We start from the raw sequence: 20,306 nt of genomic DNA, 5'->3' as shown, positions 1-20,306 counted from the left end.
GGGCTTCCGTTCCTTTTTGTGTCGGCCGCTTCAATCGGCCTCGCTCTTTCAATACCCGCGCTGCGGCAGCAGCGGGCGCGGCGACGCGGCGTTCGCAAGCCGCGCCGCGGCTTCCGTCAGCATGACGCCGCTGAGCTGCACGGCGAGCTGCACAGGCCCGGCAGGGACTTCCGCCCAGTCCGGACCGCATAGTCCGGTATCCGCGTCGAGGCCCTGCCGCCACAGCAGCTCCGCGTTCTGCTCAATGACGCGGCGCACCCGGTCAAGTTCGGGCCGCTCTTCCAACAGCAGCCGCAGATAGCGGATCAGGATGCCTTTGAACAATCCGGTATCGTCGATGCCTTCGTCCGGCAGCTTGAGCGTGTCCGGTTCGCACAGCTGATCGATGCACGCTTCGGCCGTGCGCAGCGCGTCTTCCAGATAGCGCGGCTCGGCCGTGCAGCGGTACAGTTCGACGCCCGCGCCGATCATGACGCCCTGGCAGTACGTGAACTTCCAGTCGTAGTCGATGGCTCCGTCGCCGAGCCGGTTCATTCCGTCCCAGACGAAGCCCGTCTCCGGGTCGACCAAATGTTCGCGGTTCCAGGCGTAGATCTCCTCGGCCCATTCCAGATCTTCCGCGTCGCCGCTCAGCCGATACAGCCTCGCCGCCAAAATGGCGGCCGGCGCGTTGGCCGGCGTGTTTTTATAGTCCAACTGGTCTTTTTTCCAAGCCATCCCGCCGCCGCAGAACTCGTTCCACGCCGTGCGGATATCCGCCCACAATTCCAGTACGTCCGCTTTGTAGCTCTCCTCGCCCGTGACCGCATAAGCGCGCAGCAGCGTAAGCGCCAACCATTCCATGTCGTCGTAATAAGGGTGCAGGAACGTGCCGCCGTTCGCCCGGCGCAGGTTCCGGCTCAAGTCCGAGATCCGGCGCGCGTACCTCGCGTCGCCTGTCCGCTCCAGCGCGTCGACGAACGTGTCGATGACGTGCGCCTGCCACCAATAATAGAAGTTCTCGTTCGCGGGCCTGGCTCCTGCCGGGAACCATTGGTTCAAAATGCCGGTCTCCCCGCTGTAGTATCGGGCATACAGGGTCTCCTGAAAACCGTCCGCCCGGACGTCCCACAGATTTGCGGACGGCCGAAGCTCCCGCCCTGCACGGCCGCTGCCTCGCGCGAACAGGTCCGCTCCGAACCGCGACTCCACCCTCGCCGCGCTTTCGAGCAGCATGACGCCGCTGAGCTGCGTGCACAGCTGCACGACCGGCTCCTGCGGCCCCTGCCGCCAGTCCGGGCCGAACAGCGCCGCTTCGCCCCGCCGGCCCTGCGCCCAGAGCACGCGCGCATTGTGCCCGATCCACGTCGCGGCTTCGCACAGACCGTCCGCCGCTTCGCCGGCGAACAGGGCCGCCTCCGCCGCATAGCGCGCCAGGATGCCTTTGAACAGTCCGGCATCGCCTCCGCCTTCCGCAGGCAGCACGCCGTCTTCGCCGGCCAGTTCCGCGCGCGCCGCAGCAAGCGTGCGCGCGGCGTCCGCGGCATACGCGCGGTCGCCGGTGCAGCGGTACAGCTCGACCGCCGCCCCGACGAACACGCCCTGGCAGTACGTAAACTGCCAGTCGTAGTCGATGGCTCCGTCGCCGGCACGGTTCATCCCGTCCCAGACGAATCCGGTCTCGGGATTCACGAGGTGCTCTTGCAGCCACATATAGATGCGGCGCGCCCAGTGCAGGTCGTCTTCGCTGCCGAAAGTCCGGTACAGCCTCGCCGCGAGAATGACGGCGGGCGCGTTGGCCGGCGTGTTTTTGTAGCCGGGCTGGTTTTTGTGCCAGGCGATGCCTCCGCCCATCTCTTCGTTCCAGCCGGTGCGGATATCCGCCCACAGTTGTAATACGGCGCTGCGGTACCGTTCTTCGCCTGTCGCTTCGTAGGCGCGCAGCCACGCCAGCGCCATCCACTCCATGTCGTCGTACAGCTCGTTCGGCCAGGCGCCGCCGTTGCGCGCCAGCACCCCTTCGTACAAACTGCCGAGCCGGCTTGCGTAGAACGGTTCGCCCGTCCGCTCGTAAGCGTCGATCAGCACGTCGGCCGCGTGCGCCATCCACCAGTAATGAAAAATCGTGTTGCAGGTCCCGCCTGGGCAGGGCGTCTCGATATCGTACATGGACAAGCCTTCGTTCCAGAACCGTTCTTCCAGCACGCGCTGCGCCTCGTCGGCCCGGCCTGCCCAGATTGCGCCTGTTTCCGTCATGATCGCGCTCCTCTCTCCTTTGTTTTCCCAGATGCGATGTGCTCGTCTGCGGTTACGGGTTTTCTTTTTCCAAGCCGAGCCGCCTTAATGCCTCAGCCCTTGATGCCGCTGAACGCGATCCCTTGAATGAAATAGCGCTGCAGCGCCAGGAACAGAATCAGGATCGGCAGGATCGCGACCAGCGCCCCGGCCATCATCGGTCCGTAATCGGTCTGGAAGTTGAACGAGAACGCCTGCAGCCCCATTTGGATCGTCGCTTTGTCGGGATCGTTCAATACGATCATCGGCCACAGGAAGCTGTTCCAGCCCGCCTGGAACGTGAAGATGCCGAGCGTCGCAAGCGCCGGCTTGGTCAGCGGCAGATAGATGCGCCAGAAGATCCGGAACTCGCCGCAGCCTTCGATTCTCGCCATCTCCATCATGTCTGACGGCAGCGCGAGGAAAAACTGCCGCATGAAGAACACGGCGAACGTGCCGGAAGCGCCCGGCAGAATAATGCCCCAGAACGAGTTCATCAGTCCCATGCCGCCGTCCCCGAACAAATCGTTGCCGCCCATAAGCGGAAAGTTGCGCAGCACGTACACGCTCGGAATCATCGTCACGATGCCCGGCACCATCATCGCCGCCAGCAGCAGGCGGAACATGCCGGAATTGCCTTTGAACTTCAGCTTGGCGAACGCGTAGCCGCTAAGCGAACCGAAGAACAGATTCAGTACGACCCCGGTCGTCGCCAGGAAAAACGAATTCCAGAAATACAGCCCGAACGGCACGGTCGTGAACGCTTTGCGGTAATGATCGAGCGTGAACGATGTCGGAATCCATTGGATCGGCATGCTGAACATGTCTTCGTCCGGCTTGAACGACGTCATGACGCTCCAGTAGAACGGCAGGAACATGACGATCGCGATCAGGATGCCGACGACGTAGAAAGCGGCTCCGTTCCATCTGCGCCGCGCCCGCGGACTGATCCGATCCGACTTGCGTTTGCTTGAACCCGCACCTTGCCCTATCGCGGTCCCCATTGATGATTCCCCTCCTTGGGTGAAAGCCCGATCCGCAGCCGGTTTGCGCTACAGAATCGGCTCCTCCGATTTGTTCAGGCGCATGCTGATCAGCGAGAAGACGAGGATCGCCATCGCCAGCACGAACGCCTGCGCCGAAGCGTAGCCCATTTGCAGCTGGTTGAATCCCTGCTGATAGATCAGGTAGACCGGCGTTTTAGTCGCGTTGGCCGGTCCGCCCTGCGTGAGGACAAACGCCTGGTCGAACAGCTGCAGCGCGCCGATGATCGCCATCGTGCTCACGAGGAACGTCGTCGGCCGCAGCTGCGGCCACGTAATGTAGCGCAGGCAGTCGAAGCGCGAAGCGCCGTCAAGCCGCGCCGATTCGTACAGATAGTCGGGAATGCCCTGCAGCCCGGCCAGGTAGATGATCATGTTCGAGCCTACGCTCTGCCACAGTGTCATCATGATGATCGCGATCATCGCCGTCTCGGTCTGCGACGTCCAGGCGGGCCCGACGATGCCGAAGCCGGACAGAATGCCGTTGACCATCCCGTATTCGGGGTGCAGCAGCCACAGCCAGACCGTCGCCGCGGCAACGGCCGACGTCAGCGTCGGCAGGTAATAGAACGTCCGCAGCACTTTGACGCCCCGGGCGGCGCGGTTGAGCAGTACCGCAAGCAGCAGCGAGATCAACAGATTGAACGGCACGAACACGATCGCGTAGAAGCCGACGTTGACGAACGTTTTCCAATACAGATTGTCCTGCAGCAGGCGGCTGTAGTTGGCCAGCCCGATCCAGTCGTTCTTGCTCAGCACGTCGTAATTCGTGAAGCTGAGATACAGCGCCATGCCGACGGGAATGATCATGAAGACCGCGAACAGCAGCATGGTCGGCAGAATGAACAGATAGCCCATTCGCGCCTGGTGCCGGCCGAGTCTGGCAGCCGACGAACGCGATTTTTCCAATTTTCCGGCTGATATCATGCGCTTGTCCCTCCGTGCGCGCCTGTCGGACTCTCCGGCGAGGTACGCGTTTTATGTGGCGGGCCGGATCTGTCGAAAAGTCCGGTCCGTGCTTTTTTACCGATGCTGCCGTATTGTCGTATTACCGCGTTGCCGTATGGCTAGGCTGCCGTGTTTACTGCACGACCGCGTTTTCCTGAAGCAGGCGATCGCCGTCCGTTTGCGCTTTTTGCAGCGTGTCTTCGGCGCTCTGCTTGTTTTGCAGGAACAGTTCCAGATTCGGGATCAGGGCGTTCTCTTCCATGACCGAATAACCGGGATGGGTCGGACGGACTTTGGCGTATTCCAGCGCTTCGAGGAACGGCTTCCAGCGCTCGTCTTCCGAGAAATACGGATCTTCGACCGCGGGACGGAACCCGGGAATGTTCTGGCTCGTTTTGGCCCACAGCAGCGCATTGTCTTTGTTGGCGGTCCACCATTTGATAAACTCCCACGCTTCGTCCGGATTTTTCGATCCCTGCGGAATGACGAGGCCGAATCCGCCCATATTGCCTCCGGTGTCGCCGGCCGGACCGGCCACGGGCGGCACGATGCCGTATTCCAGATCTTTGCCGTATTTGTCGTACGTGCTCAGCATCCACGGGCCCGTGTACAGCATGGCGACTTTGCCGGTCACGAACGCGTCCGCGCCTTCGCCGAGCCCTTCTTCGAAGCCGACTTTGTACACTTTGTCTTCGTTCATCATGCGGCCCCACAGATCAAGCACCTGCTTGCCGGCTTCGGTATTGACGTTCACTTTGCCGTCTTCGGTCATGACGCTGCCGCCGGCCTGGCGGATATACATGCTGAACAATCCGGGGTCGCCGAGCGACATGCCCGCCACGTTCAGTTTGCTGCCGTCCCATTTGGTAAGCGTTTTGGCGACGTTCGCCAGATCGTCCCACGTCTTGGGCGGCTGCAGCCCGGCTTCGTCCAGCATCTTTTTGTTGTAAAAAAGAGCGCGGGTATCGACGGTCAGCGGAAGGCCGTACAGTTTGTCCTGGTACGTCAATTCCTTCAGCGCTTCTTCGTAAAAATCGGCCCGGTCCAGACCGTCGCGCTCGACGTATTCGTCGACCGGATGCAGCACGTTTTTGGGTGCGTAGAGCGATGTCCGCCAGCGGTCCCAGAAGACGATGTCCGGCGTGCCGCCGTTCGTCGCCGCCGTCAGAAACTTCGTGATTACGTCCTGCTGCAGCACGTATTTCACTTCGATCTTGTCCTGCGAAGCGTTGAACGCCTTGACCATCGTCTGGATCTGCTCCTGCCCGTCCCCGCCCCAGTCGCCCCACAGCGTCAGCGTCTTTTTGCCGCTTGCGCTTTGCCCGTCCGCCGCTCCGCCGCTTCCTCCGCAGCCCGCCAGCAGACCGACCATCAGCACCGCCGCGGCCATGGCCGCAATGACTTTTCTCAAATTCTCCGCCTCCTCGTTTCGAATGCAAGCTTCGCGGCCGGACCCGCCGGCGCGCGCCTTCCCGTTACTTCCTGACGACGATTCCGCTGCACATCAGCGCCAGTTCGCAGAACATCATGTTCGCCCAGGAGAACCACGGACGCGTGAACTGTTCGGGCTGGTCCGCGTGGAACCCTTCGTGCATGTAGCCCGTCCCTCCGTCCGTCGTCATGAGCAGTTCCAGCATCCGCTCGCGCTCCGCTTCGTCCCCCGCCGTCATGCCCTGCATCGCCAGCGCGATAGGCCAGATATAATTCGGCGGCGTATGCGGACTGCCGATTCCGGAAGCGGCTTGGCCGGCGTAAAAATAAGGATTGTCCGCACTGAGCACGAATGACCGCGTCGTTTGGTACAGCGGATCGTCGGCGCCGCAGTAGCCGAGATACGGCAGCGACAGCAGGCTCGGCACATTGGCGTCGTCCATCAGGTTGAACGCACCGAGCCCGTCCGCTTCGTACGCGTACAATCGGCCGAATTCCGGATGCTCCGTCACGCCGCTCTCTTCGATTCCCGCCCTGAGTTCCCCGGCCAGCGCTTGCGCAGCTTCCGCGAGCTCGGCATCGCCGAGCACGTCCCGGGCGATCTCCGCGGCATACCCGAGCGCCACGACGGCAAAAGCGTTCGACGGCACCAGATAGCCGTATCGGCAGGCGTCGTCGCTCGGCCGGAAGCCCGACCACGTCATGCCGGTATACCCGGTCTTCGTACCGAGACCGTTTCGCTCCAGCGTATCGGTCGGCGCACCGCTCGTACGCACGAAGCGGTAGCTTGAATCGCGCTCGTGATGCTGCTCTGTCCGCCATGTGTCGATGATGATTCTGACGCCCTGCCGGAAAGTATCGTCGAACTGCGAGACGCGGCCGGCGTTTCTCCAGAGCAGGTAGGCCAGTTGAATCGGGTAACAGAGCGAATCGATCTCGTATTTCCGTTCCCAGATCCACGGCCCGGATTCGGTCTCGTCGCCTTGATGCCCGTGTCCGTTGGCGCTTTCGTTAAACGCGTTGGCGTAAGGGTCGAGCAGCACGTACCGGAACTGCCGGCGTACCACTCCTTCGATCAGGTCGCCGATCTCCGGGTCTTCGCTTGCCGTCAGAAACGGCCGGACCTGCGCGGCCGAATCTCTCAGCCACATGGCGGGGATATCGCCGGTGATGACGAACGTGGTGCCGTCTTCCTGCTTCTTGAGCGTCGTGTTCCACGTATTGGCCAGGCAGCGTTCGAACCGCTCGGCGACTTCCTTTCCCTGCCTGGCCTGCACCTGCGCGGTCAGACGCTTTAGGGCCTGCGGGATTTCCTGCGTGTTTGGCATCGGTATCGTCCCTCTTTTCCGAGACTGCAATCTCCTGCGTCTCTTTATGTAACCGCTCTCAAAATCGAGTATATTGGCATAACATATTAATGTCAATATATTATTTAAAATTTCGCACTATGTTGGTATATGCAGCAAAAAGGGACTTCGCCGGGGGCGAAGTCCTCAAGTTTCAGCAAAAGTCCAATCTGTGCGCAATCGATCCTAGCTGCGAAAAATTTGTGAGAAGAATGCGTTACAGCCGCCTGTCGCCTTTTATAACTCCCGCTTCAGCCTTTTCTCGCCGCGGCCGTCGAAGAACCGGGAACGAGTTCGGCGGGCAGCCTCACTTCGGCAGCGGGTTGGGTGCCGGCGAGGATGCCCAGTACGCTCTCGATCGCGAGACGGCCCATCTCTTCTTCTTTTTGACGAATATGCGTAAACAGATAACCTTCGCCCACATTGAGCGTAGGGCTGTCGAAGCAGACGATCGAAAGGTCCTGCGGCACTTTTTTGCCCAACCGTTCCGCGGCGGCTTTGGCCAACAGCGCAATATAATATTCGATCGCGAAAAAAGCGGTGATGTCCGGATGGCTCTCCAGATGTTCCGCGATACGCTGAATTTCTTGTTCGATATTGCTCGCGTAAAAAGCATCGGGCAGCGTCGCCGTGATGTCGTTCATCCACAGCCCGCGGTCGGCCGCGATGCCGCAGTCGGCATGGGCGCGCACGAAGCCTTCGATCCGCTCCTCGATCGCCGTCGTATCGCGGGGCGGAGGCGAGAGCAGCGCGATATTGCGGTGGCCGAGTTCGAACAAATGGTTGACAGCAAGCGCCGCGGCTTCCGCGTTGTCGGTGCTGATCGACGCGGCAGCCACGCCTTTGAGTTTGCGGTCGATGAGGACAAGCGGGAACTCGGCGATTACGAGCTTCAAAATCTCCGCATTGAAATATTCGCCCTGCGCCGGAAAAACGATCAGCCCGTCCACGCCGAGGCCGCGCATTTTCTGGATGGCCGATTCTTCGCTGGCCTGATCGCCGAACGTGCGTCTCAGCACCAAAAAGCAGTCGTTTTTCCGGGTGAATTCTTCCATGCTGTAGAGCAGGCGCGTGCCGTAACTGGCGGAAAAGTCGGTCAGCACCAGCCCGATCATTTTTTCTTTCGCCGCGGGGACGGCACGCTCGGCAGTCTGCGCCGACGCAGCCCGCCCCGGCCGCGGTCCGTCGGGCGAATCCGGGCTGACAAAAGACCCCCGCCCCGGCATCCGCACGATCGCGCCTTCGGCGGCCAGCAGATCAAGCGCTTTTTTGCTCGTGATCCGACTGACGTTGTAGGCGTCGGCCAGTTCTTTCTCCGACGGGATCTTGTCGCCGCTGCGGTACACGCCGGTCTCGATCAAGCTGCGCGTTTCGTTGAATATTTTCTCGTACATGGGAATCGAAGAAGATAACTCTTTCAAAAGGCTTTCCTCCGCTTCTGTTTAACGTTTATATAACAATATATCATGTTATGTAGCAGACTGTCCATGATTTGGACTTCTGCGCTTTTGGCTTGGCTTGGCTAACGGATAACGGATCGTATCCGTTACAATTCTCGGCCGTCCTCCAGACGTCCTGTTCCCCCTTTGCTCCGCCTTTTTTCGCTTCCGTTATCGGGTCTATACCTTTGCGGTTCCCGAAACACGCCAAAAACCCGACCCTCCGTCTAGGGAGTCGGGTTTTCAGGCTATTCCAGGCAAGCGGCGCTCGGCACGGAGGCCAAAAAGTTTTTCCCTGCCGCCATTTGTTCGGCAATCGGGAATCGGCAATCGGGAACCGGGCCGCTTCGCGGCTTCACTCCGCCAGCTGTTCCATCTGGAGGACGCCGAAAAATTGGCCGTCGCGGGTGACGATGACGGCGTCCCGGCGTGTACGCGACGAACGGTTCTTCGCCCGCTCGCGCACGAGATCGATCGGGGTGTCGAAGTCGACGATCAGCGGATCGGGATTCATGATGCGGCCGATCGCCAAATCGCGGAAATGGTCCGGCTCGTACTCGGCGGTCGTCTGCATATAGAACGTCTCGCTCATGAGCATGCCGGAAGGGCGCAGGCGGCTGTCGCATACGACGACGCATGCTTCCTGCGGCCGCTCCAGCAGCAGCGCCTGCATCACGCCGCAGGTCGCGGAAGCCGGCAGTACGGCGGCGGAGACTACGGACCATCCGGCCGCCCCCACGGCATGCCGGTCCGGCGTACCTTCGCTGACTCCTTGTGCGTTCCGGTCGCTCGTCGGGTCGATCGTATGGTGAGCCTCGCCGCTGTTCACGCCGACGCGGCGACTATTTCCTTCATGGGTTAAAGTCATCTTCTCCAGCTCCTTCTCTTCAAGGCGCGGCGGCTTCGTCGATACACCGCGCGTGCTTGGCTGTTGTTCCTGCCGTACGTTATCCGTCATCTTACGGCTTGAAGATCAGCGCCGTTCGGGAAAAGTGTAACTTTGAAGTAAAGTCGCAGCAAAGTTCGAAGTAAAGTTCGAAATAAAATTCGCAATAAACTTCCAAGCCAAAACGAATACGAAGTTGGAAAAAGACGCCTATCAAAAAATGCGGCCGAACAGGATTCCTGTTCGGCCGCACGTTTGGGTTGAATCTTGTTTGGGTTCAATCTTATCTATCGGATTCGCCTTGCTTGCGTTCCGTTTGGTCCCGTTGATCCGAAACCGGACGTTTTACTTGCGCTTGCGAGCTGCCAGCGCAGCGCCCGACAAGCCGATCGCCACGATCGACAGGGCGAGCGTCACGTACAGCAGCGTATTGCTGGACTGCGCGGCCGGCGTATCGGATGCCGAGTCGGCCGGAACCGACGCCGGATCGGACACGGCGGACGCTTCCTGCGTATCCGCAGCCCCGGTCGTGTCGGCCGGAGTCTCCGCTGCGGCGCCGTCGGCCGGCGCAGCCGCCGGATCGCTCACCGCCGCTTCGTCTTCACCCGCCTCGGCAGGCGGCGTCGCTTCGCCCGCGGCCGCAGCCTGGCCGTGCGCGTTCGCGGCCGTCTCGCCGGCTTCCGCGCCGATCGTCGTCATCGAATGCGGCGTGGCGGCGTCTTCGTCGCCCGTCCATTCCACGATGCTGCCGTCCGCGTAATACTGGAACGCGTCCCAGGCCATATCGCCCGCCTGTTCCGGGTTTTTGACGACGAACGTAAAGCGTTGGAATTGACCGGCCGCGATGCCGTCCCCTTCCGCTTCCCACGTCACCGTACCGGCCGTCTCGTCGACCGCGGTCGTCCAGCCCGGAATCGGCTCGTACTGTTGGAACTCGGCGCCTTCCGGCATTTTGAGCACGACTTTATTCGTATTGACGTCTTTTTCGACCGGGACTTTCATCGTGTACGTTTCCCAGGCTCCCGTACCCGACTCTTTCGGCATAACCGTCACGTGCGCGCTGGCCACCGCCGTGAACATCAGCAGCGCCGCGGAAGCCGGAGCCGCCAAAGCCAGCAGTTTTTTCCACGTACGGTTCATCTTCGTTTCGGTTGCATTTGTCATTTCTTGTATCCCGCCTTTTGTTTTGTTATATGGTTCGGCTTTACAGCCTGGATTTAGTCCTGCACGTCCATCGTAAACGTCCGGTCGGCCTGCTCGAACTTCTCCGACAGTCCGTGCACGTCGACGTTCCACGCTCCCGCGCTGCCGAAATACAAGCCGGTCGCTTGATAACTGCCGTCCGGCTGCGCTTCGGCGATCATCTCTGTTCCGTCGCCCGGCGAAGCCTGCGGCGCGACGTTTAGCGTCACCTGCTGCCAATCGGTACGCGGCTTCCCCTGCGCATCGGCAAAACGGACCTTGAAAGTCGAAGTTCCGACCTTCAGCGGAGCGACTTCAAGCGTAATGACCGCATTCTCCGCATCCTCGGACGGCTGCGTCGCCGCAAAGTTCGCGGGCGCGGCCGCGACAGGCTGCGGCGTCGACACGTTCGTCAGCAGCCCCGCCACGACCAGCACAACGAGGCCGATGGCCATTTCGGCGGCCAGCGAAGCGGTACCGCGCCGATCGCCCTGACGCCGGGCGCGCCGGAAATGCACGAACCCGAGTCCCAGCATTACGAGCAGCAGCGCGACTTTGACCAGAATCAGCCGGCCGTACAGGCTCGTCAGCAGATCCGACCACGCCGGTACGTGGGCAAGGCTCATGACGACCCCGCTCAGCACGAGCGCGATCACCGAAGCGAAGGCCCACGGCGTGAAGCGGCGGAACGCTTTTTGCCAGAACGGAGGATCTTCGCCCGCCGCGGCCGGCAGCGCCAGCAGCAGCATGAGCATGCCGCCGACCCAGACCGAAGCGCCGAGCAGATGCAGCGTGTCCGCCATGACCTGGCCGAACACGTTCGGCGAACCGGCCGCATGGCCGGTCAGCGCTTTGGTGACGAGCAGCAAGGCAAAGCCGACGATGACGATCGTCCAATGGCCGCCTCTTTTGCCCCAGCCCATGACGTCGTTGACGACGACCGCTCCCGCGATCAGCATGAGCAGCAGGATTTGCAGCAGGAACATCCGTCCCGAAGACGTGCCTTCGAGCGTCTGGGCCAAAATTTCGCGGCCGAACGCTTCGCTCCACGGCACGTCCGCGAACAGCTTCGCCTGCAGCGGCAGCCCGATCAGGATAACCAGCAGCAGTCCCGCCTGCGAAGCCCAGAACACGATCCGGGCCGGGCGGGTCGCCCGCTTGACGCTCCGCAGGTCGGCCGGCAGCAGAAATGCGAGGTACAGCATGCTGCCCGCCGTCAGCGACAGCAGCGTGTACAGCGCCGCGCGCTGGACGACCGTGTCCGCCGACGGCGTATAATTATCTTCGCCGCCGGAGACGCCGGCGTCGGTCAGCACGCCGTCCGAACCGACGCCGAAGCGGACCGTGCCGCGGATCGGATGGCCGTCGGCCGAGACGACGCGCCATTTCATCGTGTAGATGCCGTCGGGGAATTCGCCTTCGACGCTTGCCGTGACGAGATGCGAATCTTCCGGCGACACCGCGGCTTCGCCGATCGGCATCTCGTCGCCTTTGGTGTTGGTTACTCCGATCGACAGGAATTCGCCCTGGATCGTCTCGTTGAAATTCAGTTCAAGGCTGCCGGGCATGTTCGCCACCGAAGTCTGGTCGCCCGGGTTGGACGACAGCAAAGTAGCGTGCGCCGAGGCGAAGCCCGGCAATACGGCGGCCGCCGCAATCCATGCCGCAAGCAGCATAAGCGGCAGCCGCTTCCATCTGCTAAGCGATAAATTCAAGGTGTGTCTTCCTTTCCGTTCAGCGCTCGCCGCCGAATCCGTCGCGGCCGACCCAGCCTTTTTCCATCGCGTAGCGGGTCAGCTGGACGCGGTTTTGCAGCTGCAGCTTTTGCAAAATATTTTTGAGATGGTTTTTGACCGTATGTTCGGAAATGCCGAGCACTTCGGCCGCTTCGCGGTTGGTCAGCCCGGAAGCGACCTGCCGCAAAATTTCGCGTTCCCTACCGGTCAGCGTATCGCCGCTTTCGGGTTCGGCGGCCGGCGCCGAAAATTCCTTGAGAATCTGAAAAGCGAGTTCACGGCTGAGCGGCGCTTCTTCGCTGACGATCGCCCGCAAATATTCGATCCAGGTCGACGGAGCGAGATTTTTGAGCAGATATCCCTGCGCGCCCTGCTTCAGCGCTTCCAGCAGGTAGGCAATATCGTCGGATACGGTAATGATGACGATTTTGACGTACGGATAAGACATTTTGATCCGCCCCGTCGCTTCCAGCCCGCCCATGCCGCTCATGCGGATATCCATAAGAATGAGGTCGGGCATCCATTGTTCGGTAAAAGAGATCGCTGCCGCGCCGTCCGAGACGACGCCGACCACTTCGAACGACGGATCGAGCGACAAAATGTCGCAGATCGCTTCCTGCGCATGCTTGTGGTCGTCCACGACCAATACGCGGCACCGGTTCATACGCTCGCCTCCCCTCTGCCCAGACGAACCGAAGTCCGTCCCGGCTTGTTGTCCAGCTCGAATGTCCAGCCCATTTCGGCGGCCCGGTCGGCCATGATCTTCAGCCCGTAGCGGCCGGGCGCCGCCAGCGGATCTCCCTCAAATCCGCGTCCGTCGTCCGCGATCTCGACCGTCCAGCCGGCAGCCGAACCCCGGCCGGTCACTTCCGTGCGCGTCGCATGCGCATGCTTGCGCACGTTGATGACCGCTTCGCGGATGCAGGCGAGCAGCTCCGCCTTCTCGCGCGTCGCCAGCGCTTCGTCGGGCAGGCTCCAATCGACACTCACGTCGATCATCGCCTCGACCGCCAGCCGCCCGACGCGCGCGGCCATCGATTCCTCGGCCGCATAGGCCGAGCCGGGCGCGCCTGCGGCAGCGGCTTCGCCCGGCTGTCTCGCGCCGCGCTTGGGCGGCGCTTCCGGCTTCGCCGCTTCTTCGCCCGCGTACGCCGCTGCGCCCGGAGCCGGCGCTCCCCCGGCGGCCGCAGCCTGCGGCGTGCCGGCGCGCGCCGGCTCTTTGAGGTTCGCCAGCGCCTGGCGAACGTACCGGTCCACTTCGTGGACCGTGCGGCGCACCGCGCCGAGCTGGTCGCCGAGTCCCGCTTCATCGGCGCCCCGCTCCATCCGGTCAAGCTTGACCGACAGCAGGAACAGCGACTGCGCGATCCCGTCGTGCAGTTCGCGCGCCAGTTCTTCGCGCGCTTCGAGGCTCGCTTTCATGCCGCGCGCCTGCGTCAGCTCAAGCTGCATACGCTCCAGCATGGCGAACAGCCGGCGCAGCAGCGTCACGCTGACGAGAAACACGAGAATCGGCGTCAGCACATTGCCGGCGTCCATGGACAAGACCGGCATCAGGAATTGATGCCGGACGTATTCCCACAAGCCGACAACGACCGTCGGCACGAACAAAATCAGCCATTTGATCTGCTTATAACTCATGCGTCCTCCTGTTTTCCGTTTTGACGGCATGGCTTTCCTCTTAAATTTTAACCAAAACCGTCCGTCTTCAAATGGCCCGTTCGGGCTACGTTTGACGCTTTTTTGACTTTTTCGCGTCCCAGCAGCCTTGAATTGTTCACTTATTGATCACAATCGGGTAAACTGGCTAAAGTGCTTCTATTGTCCTATATGAATATGGTTCCATCCGTGGAATCCCTTTAACGCACTTTTAATCGAAAGCGGAGGTTGCAGCAATTGGAATTGTATTGGTTCGGTCAAGCCCCCTGGTTTTTGCTCGTCCTGAATTTATTGTTGGCGCTCACCGTCGTTTTCCTCGAGCGGCGCGACATCGGCGTGACCTGGGCCTGGCTGATGGTCCTCTTTTTCCTGCCGATCGCCGGGTTCATCCTGTATCTGTTCTTCGGACAGAACCTGAGCCGGGTCAAACGTTATCAATTCCGGGAACAGGAAAAGATTTTGCTGCCCGGCATCTCTGTCCAGCGGCAGCAGCTGCTCGACGAAGAACTGCATTTCAACGATCCGCGCACGGCGCGCTACCGCGAGCTGCTGCATATGAACATGGTCGGCGACTTTTCCCTGTACACACAGGATAACGACGTGACCGTCTACGCGGACGGCACCGAGAAATTCGACGCGCTGCTCGCGGACATCGCCGGCGCGCAGACGTATATCCATGTCCAGTATTACATCTGGCAGAACGACAAGCTCGGACGCCGCCTGATCGACGCGCTGACCGAAAAAGCGAAGCAGGGCGTCGAAGTGCGCGTCCTGTACGATGCATGGGGCAGCAAAAAGATCGGACGCCGCTTCCTGCACGACTTCCGCGAAGCGGGCGGCATGGCGGCTCCCTTTTTCCCGTCGCGTATTCCGTTTATCAACTTCAAGATGAATTACCGCAACCACCGCAAGCTGGTCATCATCGACGGCTCGTGCGGGTACATCGGCGGGTTCAACGTCGGGGACGAATATCTCGGCGAAGTGAAAAAGTTCGGTTACTGGCGCGATACGCATCTGCGGATCGAAGGTACGGCGCTGATCCAGATGCACGCGATCTTCCTGCACGACTGGAGCTTGTCTGTCCGCCAGAAGCTGCCCGAGAACGTGTTCCTGTCCGTCACCCGTCCGTTCGAAGGCAAGGTCGGCGCGCAGATCATCTCCAGCGGCCCCGACCAGAGCCGGGAGACGATCAAGCTGTCCTACATCAAGATGATGGACGAAGCGCGCGAGACGATCATGATCCAGACGCCGTATTTTATCCCGGACGAGAGCATGATGACCGCGCTGAAGATGGCGATTCTGTCCGGCGTCGAAGTGCATCTGATGATTCCCAAAGTGCCCGATCACAAAATGGTCTACTGGGCGTCGTATTCGTACCTCGGCGAACTGCTCGATCTCGGCGTCAACTGCTATCTGTACAAAAAAGGATTTCTGCACGCCAAAACGATGGTCGTCGACGGCCGCCTCGCGTCGGTCGGCACCGCCAACATGGACATTCGCAGCTACAAGCTGAACTTCGAAGTCAACGCGATCCTGTACGATTCCGGCAAAGCCGGCGAGCTGGAGAGACTGTTCCGCGCCGACATGGAAGACAGCGAGATTCTGACGGTGGAGCAGTACAAGCTGCGTCCGCTGGTCCGCAAAGCGCTGGAGTCGTTCACGCGGCTGCTGTCGCCGATCCTGTAAGAGACGCTCCGTCGTCGTCCAAACCTTTTTGTCCGTCAAAAAAATCCGCTGTTCTCGCCACTCCGGCGATTGCAGCGGATTTTTCGTGCGTGTAGGCGGCATCGAATACGCGGCGGCCCCGACCGCCGCATATTCGCCCAGCGCAGGACCGAAGCCGGGCCCGGTCAGGTCGGCCGGTCGATCTTGAACAGCCGGCCGAGTTCCGCGTATTCGCTGCCGGCCAGACGGGCGACCGGACGCAGCTGCTCGGTCCGCACGTAGCCGCGCTCTTCGTCGTAGATCGACTCGTCGAGCCGGAAGCGCACAATGCGCGCGATCAGCAGATCGTGCGTCACGCGGCCGTCGTCGGCCTTGAGCGGCAGATGCGATTCCAGGCGGCATTCCAGCCGCACTTTCGCTTCGGCGATGCCCGGCACCGCCACGGCGTCGCTGTCGACGAGCGTCAGGCGCGTCAGGTCGATCTCGCTCTCGCCGGGCGGCAGCAGCGCCGCGGTCTTGTTCATCTCTTCGACGAGGCTCTCGTCGCAAATATGCACGACCAGTTCGGCGGTGTCCGTCACGTTGCGCGCCGTGTCCTTCATGCCGCCGTCCGGGCGGCGGGCGACGGAGAACGCGACGAGCGGCGGGTCCGAGCTCACCATGTTGAAATAACTGAACGGCGCCGCGTTGACGATGCCGGTCTCGCTCGACAGCGACGTCACCCAGGCGATCGGACGCGGCACGATCGTGCCGGTCATCAGTTTATACACAAGCTTGCTGTCCAGCTGCTGCGGATCGAGATTGGGCATGGGGAAAACTCCTCTCGTAAAAAGCACGTCAAATAACGCCGACTGCCCGGTGCCGCGAAGCTTAGGCGCCCGATGCGGCGTCTGCTGCTTCCTTTTTTCACATAAAAACGGCCCCCGCGCCTCAACTCATCGCGGGAACCGTCCTGCATACACTTTACACCACTACTGCGAAAAAGTCATGCAGCTTTTACGCGGAACCCGTTTACAGCTCGATCTCGGCCGCGCGGGCGTTCGATTCGACCTGCTCCACGCTTTTGCAGCCCGGGATGACGCAGCTGACAGCCGGGTTCTTCAGGCACCAGGCCAGCGCCCATTCCGCCATGCCTACGCCTTCCGGCACTTCGCTGCGGCGAATCTCTTCGACCTGCTTCAATTTCTCGTCGACTTCCGCGCGTTCGCGCCCTTTGCGCACATTGTCTTCGAACACGGCGCCCGGCTTGTATTTGCCGCTCAGGAAACCGCTTGCCAGCGGCACGCGCGCCAGCACGCCGAGATCCTGCCGTTCGCAGGACGGGAAGACGCGCTCTTCCGGCACGCGGTCGATCCGGTTGTAGACGACCTGAATCGCTTTCGCGTTCACCTGGGTCGCTTTGTCGGTCTGGTACAGATTGTCGTTGCTGCCGATCGAGATGCCCAGATTGCGGATCTTGCCGGCCTGCATCTGCTTGTCCAGCATCGTCCACAGATCGTCGTTGTCGAACACTTCGTCCGAACCGGAATGGAATTGATACAGATCGATATAATCGGTGCGCAGCGATTTGAGCGATTCTTCCAGCTGGAGACGGATCTGATCCGTATCCCAGGCGTTCGTCCAGTGGTCATGCCATTGATGGCCGAATTTGCTGGCGACGATCCAGTCTTCCCGCTTGCCGCGCGACAGGTAATCGCCGATCAGGCTTTCCGAGAGATGATGCGGTCCGTAGCACTCGGCCGTGTCGATCAGGTTGATGCCCAGCTCCTGCGCCCGGTTCAAAATGGCATCGACGTCGTGCTGCTTGTAATCCTGACCCCAATCGCCTCCGAACTGCCACGTGCCTACGCCTACGACGGATACGTTCAATTCGGTACTGCCCAATCTTCTGTATTTCACTTCCGCTCACCTCTTCATGATGTTTTCGGGACGCCGGGCGTCCCGCGCAGCCGGCTTGGATGACCTTTTCCGGATAGCGCTTCCATGATAGGGGATCGCCGGACTTTTTTCAATCCCTTTCTGTGCGTTCGATGCAAAAAACGTCTAACAGCCGTCTTCCCGCAGGAAGACGGCTGTTTGGGCAGAACGTGACCGGATGAAACTTTACACTTTGGTCTTGGCCAGCAAATAGAGGAAATAAGGCGCGCCGATCACGGCAACGACGACGCCGGTCGGAATATCGGTCGGCTGCAAAATCCAGCGTCCGAGCGTATCGGCCACGAGGACGAGCAGCGCGCCGGCCAGCGCCGATACGGGCAGCAGAATCTGGTGCTTGGGCCCGACGAGCCGGCGGCCCAGATGCGGGCCGATCAGGCCGACGAAGCCGATACCGCCGCTGACCGCGACGCAGGCGCCGGCCAGGCCGACCGCCGCGGCGAGCAGCAGCAGCCGTTCGCGCTCGATCGCCGTGCCGAGTCCCGTCGCCGTCTGATCGCCCATGTTGAGCACGTTCATTACTTTGGCTTTGTAGAACACGAACGGCAGGAACAGGATCAGCCACGGCAGCAGCGCCACGACGAACTTCCAGCTCGTGCCCCAGATCCGTCCGGCCAGCCACGAAGCGACGAACTGATACTCTTCCGGATTGAGGCGCAGCGTCAGCACGATCATCGCCGCGCTGATGCCCGCCGCGACCCCGATGCCCACGAGCAGCATCCGCGTCGGCACGAGACCTTCGCCTTTTTTGTAAGACAGCGCGTAGATCAGCACCGCCGTGGCGCCCGCGCCGATCAGGGCAAGCACCGGCAGCAGGAACACGGAGCCGCTGACCGTCGACGAGAAGAACGAGACGTACAGCATGACCATAAGGCCCGCCCCGGCGTTGACGCCGAGAATGCCGGGATCGGCCAGCGCGTTGCGCGACAATCCCTGCATGACGCAGCCCGATACGGCCAGCCCCGCCCCGATCAGGATCGATATGACGATACGCGGCAGCCGGAACTCGAACAGGATCAGATGCTGCTGATCCGTGCCCTGGCCGAATAGCGTCCGCATGACATCCATCGGCGACAGCCGGATAAAGCCGGTGTTCATGCTGACGATAAACGCGGCAATGATCAACACGATAAAAATAACGATAACCAGGAGCCCCCGGCTGCGCTTGCGGCGCTCGGCCTGGTGAATCATCGATTCCATTACAGGCTCCTCCTTTCTTTGACCGCGAGATACAGGAAGAACGGCACGCCGATCAGCGCGACGAGCGCGCCGATCGGCGTCTCCTGCGGCGGATTGATCATGCGCGCGGCCAGATCCGCGAATACGATCAGCAGGCTGCCGAGCACCGCGGAACACGGAATGATCCAGCGGTAATCGACGCCGACGAGTTTACGCGTCAAATGCGGAATGATCAGGCCGACGAAGCCGACCGAACCGACGACCGAGACGGCCGTACCGGCCAGCACGAGCACGATCAGCACGCCCAGCAGCCGGACGAGGCCGGTGCGCTGGCCGAGGCCGGTCGCGATATCGTCGCCCAGGCTGAGCAGCGTGATCGAACGCGACAGCGCGATCGCGCCGAGCAGGGCGGCCGCGACGACCGGAAGAATGATCTGGATTTGCAGCCACTGCGTGCCGGCGACGCCGCCGGCATACCAGAACGCCAAATCCTGGCCGATCTTGAAGTACAGCGCCACGCCTTCGCTGAGCGCGGTGAACAGCGCGCTCACCGCCGCTCCCGCCAAGACGAGGCGAATCGGCGTCAGGCCGCCTTTGGAACGCGAGCCGATGCCGTACACGATCCCGACGCCGGCTCCGGCGCCCACGAACGAATACAACATGAGGCCGAGAAACGACAGTCCCGGGGAAAAAGCGAAACATAAAGCCAGCGCAAAGCTGGCTCCGGCGTTCAGCCCGAGCAGGCCGGTATCGGCAAGCGGATTGCGGGTCATGCCCTGCATGATCGCGCCGGCGACGGCGAACGCCGCGCCGACGATCGCCGCGCCGATGACGCGCGGCATACGCAGTTCCCGGATAATCTGGTGCTCCGTCAACTCCGGATTAAAATGAAACAGCGCGTTCCAGACGTCGGGCAGCGCGATATCTTTGGCCCCGATCGCAATCGCGACCGCCATGCCGAGGAGAAGCAGGATGACCCCGCCGACCAAAATCAGCGAAGCAGCCCACGGCCGCGAACGGACTTTGACTTTCTCCACGGCTTTCTGAGGCGTTTCGGGCAAAGCGGACGGTCTCATCGCGGTTCGTCCTCCCCGCTGCGCAGGCTGCGCGCGACGCGTCGGCCGCTGTCTATTTCGTTTTGCGGCCGCGTGGTTACTTCGTTTTGCATGTATTTCACGACATCACCCTTTTCCGAATGCACGCCAACGCCTGTTCGACGGGCCGTACGGACATTCTTGCTTGATCTTCAGGCGGGCGGCGAGCTTCCGGTCCGGCGGTCGCGCGGCAGCCGGTTATGTATGCCTTCATGCGGATTTCGGCTTCCCGCCTTCGCTCGAACCCGGTCCCATTGCCCCACCTAAATGAGATTCGTTATCAACAGTATAGCAGGCCAAAAATTTCGCGTCTATAAAAAAGGGAAACCGGATACCGTCCGCGGGCCGATTCCCCTGCATATTCGGAGCCGAAACAGACACGCAGCAGACGCAAAACGCCCACGGAAAGAGCACGGATCGGTCACGGAAAAAGCACGAAAAAGACACGGAACAGGTACAAAAAAAGCCGCTCCGTACCGCGGCGGCGTCAGGTATGAAATTCTTTTTCCA

At 61.3% G+C, this 20,306-nt stretch carries 16 protein-coding genes; 1 reads left to right on the top strand and 15 read right to left on the bottom strand.

Going from position 1 to position 20,306, the window contains the following annotated elements; genetic code table 11:
- Positions 1-48 precede the first annotated feature (48 nt).
- The 11 genes from FFV09_RS20545 to FFV09_RS20495 form a co-directional block, all read right to left on the bottom strand.
- Positions 49-2,235, bottom strand: coding sequence for a glycoside hydrolase family 76 protein (locus FFV09_RS20545; RefSeq protein WP_141449566.1), 2,187 nt, complete (start codon positions 2,233-2,235; stop codon positions 49-51).
- Positions 2,236-2,327: 92 nt separating this feature from the next.
- The gene (locus FFV09_RS20540; protein WP_246098399.1) at positions 2,328-3,257 is read right to left on the bottom strand and encodes a carbohydrate ABC transporter permease; all 930 of its coding nucleotides are present in this window, start codon (positions 3,255-3,257) and stop codon (positions 2,328-2,330) included.
- Positions 3,258-3,305: 48 nt separating this feature from the next.
- Entirely contained in the window at positions 3,306-4,223 is a 918-nt protein-coding gene (locus FFV09_RS20535; RefSeq protein ID WP_141449565.1) for a carbohydrate ABC transporter permease, read from the bottom strand.
- A 154-nt stretch (positions 4,224-4,377) separates the two neighbouring features.
- The gene (locus FFV09_RS20530; protein ID WP_141450564.1) at positions 4,378-5,634 is read right to left on the bottom strand and encodes an ABC transporter substrate-binding protein; all 1,257 of its coding nucleotides are present in this window, start codon (positions 5,632-5,634) and stop codon (positions 4,378-4,380) included.
- An 85-nt stretch (positions 5,635-5,719) separates the two neighbouring features.
- Entirely contained in the window at positions 5,720-7,003 is a 1,284-nt protein-coding gene (locus FFV09_RS20525) for a glycoside hydrolase family 125 protein (protein WP_141449564.1), read from the bottom strand.
- A gap of 269 nt (positions 7,004-7,272) precedes the next feature.
- A complete protein-coding gene (locus FFV09_RS20520; protein ID WP_141449563.1) occupies positions 7,273-8,442 on the bottom strand; it encodes a GntR family transcriptional regulator in 1,170 nt (389 codons plus the stop codon).
- A gap of 373 nt (positions 8,443-8,815) precedes the next feature.
- On the bottom strand, positions 8,816-9,328 hold the full coding sequence (locus FFV09_RS20515) for a CBS domain-containing protein (RefSeq protein ID WP_141449562.1): 513 nt from the start codon (positions 9,326-9,328) through the stop codon (positions 8,816-8,818).
- 363 nt (positions 9,329-9,691) lie between these two features.
- Complete coding sequence (locus tag FFV09_RS24580) at positions 9,692-10,510, bottom strand: DUF1775 domain-containing protein (protein ID WP_246098398.1); 819 nt, start codon at positions 10,508-10,510, stop codon at positions 9,692-9,694.
- 53 nt (positions 10,511-10,563) lie between these two features.
- Entirely contained in the window at positions 10,564-12,243 is a 1,680-nt protein-coding gene (locus FFV09_RS20505; RefSeq protein WP_141449561.1) for a copper resistance CopC/CopD family protein, read from the bottom strand.
- A 19-nt stretch (positions 12,244-12,262) separates the two neighbouring features.
- Positions 12,263-12,928, bottom strand: coding sequence for a response regulator (locus FFV09_RS20500; RefSeq protein WP_141449560.1), 666 nt, complete (start codon positions 12,926-12,928; stop codon positions 12,263-12,265).
- Positions 12,925-13,905 carry a sensor histidine kinase gene (locus FFV09_RS20495; protein WP_141449559.1) on the bottom strand — a complete coding sequence of 327 codons (981 nt, stop codon included), beginning with the start codon at positions 13,903-13,905 and terminating at the stop codon, positions 12,925-12,927. Before FFV09_RS20495 ends, FFV09_RS20500 begins: the two co-directional genes overlap by 4 nt.
- Positions 13,906-14,166: 261 nt before the next feature.
- On the opposite strand from FFV09_RS20495, the gene cls reads away from it, so the two are divergent.
- Complete coding sequence (gene cls, locus FFV09_RS20490; RefSeq protein ID WP_141450562.1) at positions 14,167-15,609, top strand: cardiolipin synthase; 1,443 nt, start codon at positions 14,167-14,169, stop codon at positions 15,607-15,609.
- Between the two features lie 164 nt (positions 15,610-15,773).
- On the opposite strand, the gene FFV09_RS20485 is transcribed toward cls, so the two are convergent.
- The 4 genes from FFV09_RS20485 to FFV09_RS20470 all read right to left on the bottom strand — a co-directional run bounded on the left by FFV09_RS20485 (position 15,774) and on the right by FFV09_RS20470 (position 19,778).
- Positions 15,774-16,397, bottom strand: a complete 624-nt coding sequence (locus FFV09_RS20485) for a flavin reductase family protein (RefSeq protein WP_141449558.1) — start codon at positions 16,395-16,397, stop codon at positions 15,774-15,776.
- Positions 16,398-16,599: 202 nt separating this feature from the next.
- Complete coding sequence (locus FFV09_RS20480; protein WP_141449557.1) at positions 16,600-17,487, bottom strand: aldo/keto reductase; 888 nt, start codon at positions 17,485-17,487, stop codon at positions 16,600-16,602.
- 204 nt (positions 17,488-17,691) lie between these two features.
- Complete coding sequence (locus FFV09_RS20475; RefSeq protein WP_141449556.1) at positions 17,692-18,723, bottom strand: FecCD family ABC transporter permease; 1,032 nt, start codon at positions 18,721-18,723, stop codon at positions 17,692-17,694.
- Entirely contained in the window at positions 18,723-19,778 is a 1,056-nt protein-coding gene (locus FFV09_RS20470) for a FecCD family ABC transporter permease (RefSeq protein ID WP_141449555.1), read from the bottom strand. The genes FFV09_RS20475 and FFV09_RS20470 overlap by 1 nt, the downstream gene beginning before the upstream one ends.
- Between the last annotated feature and the right edge of the window lie 528 nt (positions 19,779-20,306).

It is taken from the genome of Saccharibacillus brassicae (assembly GCF_006542275.1).
Lineage (GTDB): Bacteria > Bacillota > Bacilli > Paenibacillales > Paenibacillaceae > Saccharibacillus > Saccharibacillus brassicae.
Note: the sequence above shows the minus strand (reverse complement) of the source record. Positions and strands in the feature narration are given on the sequence as shown.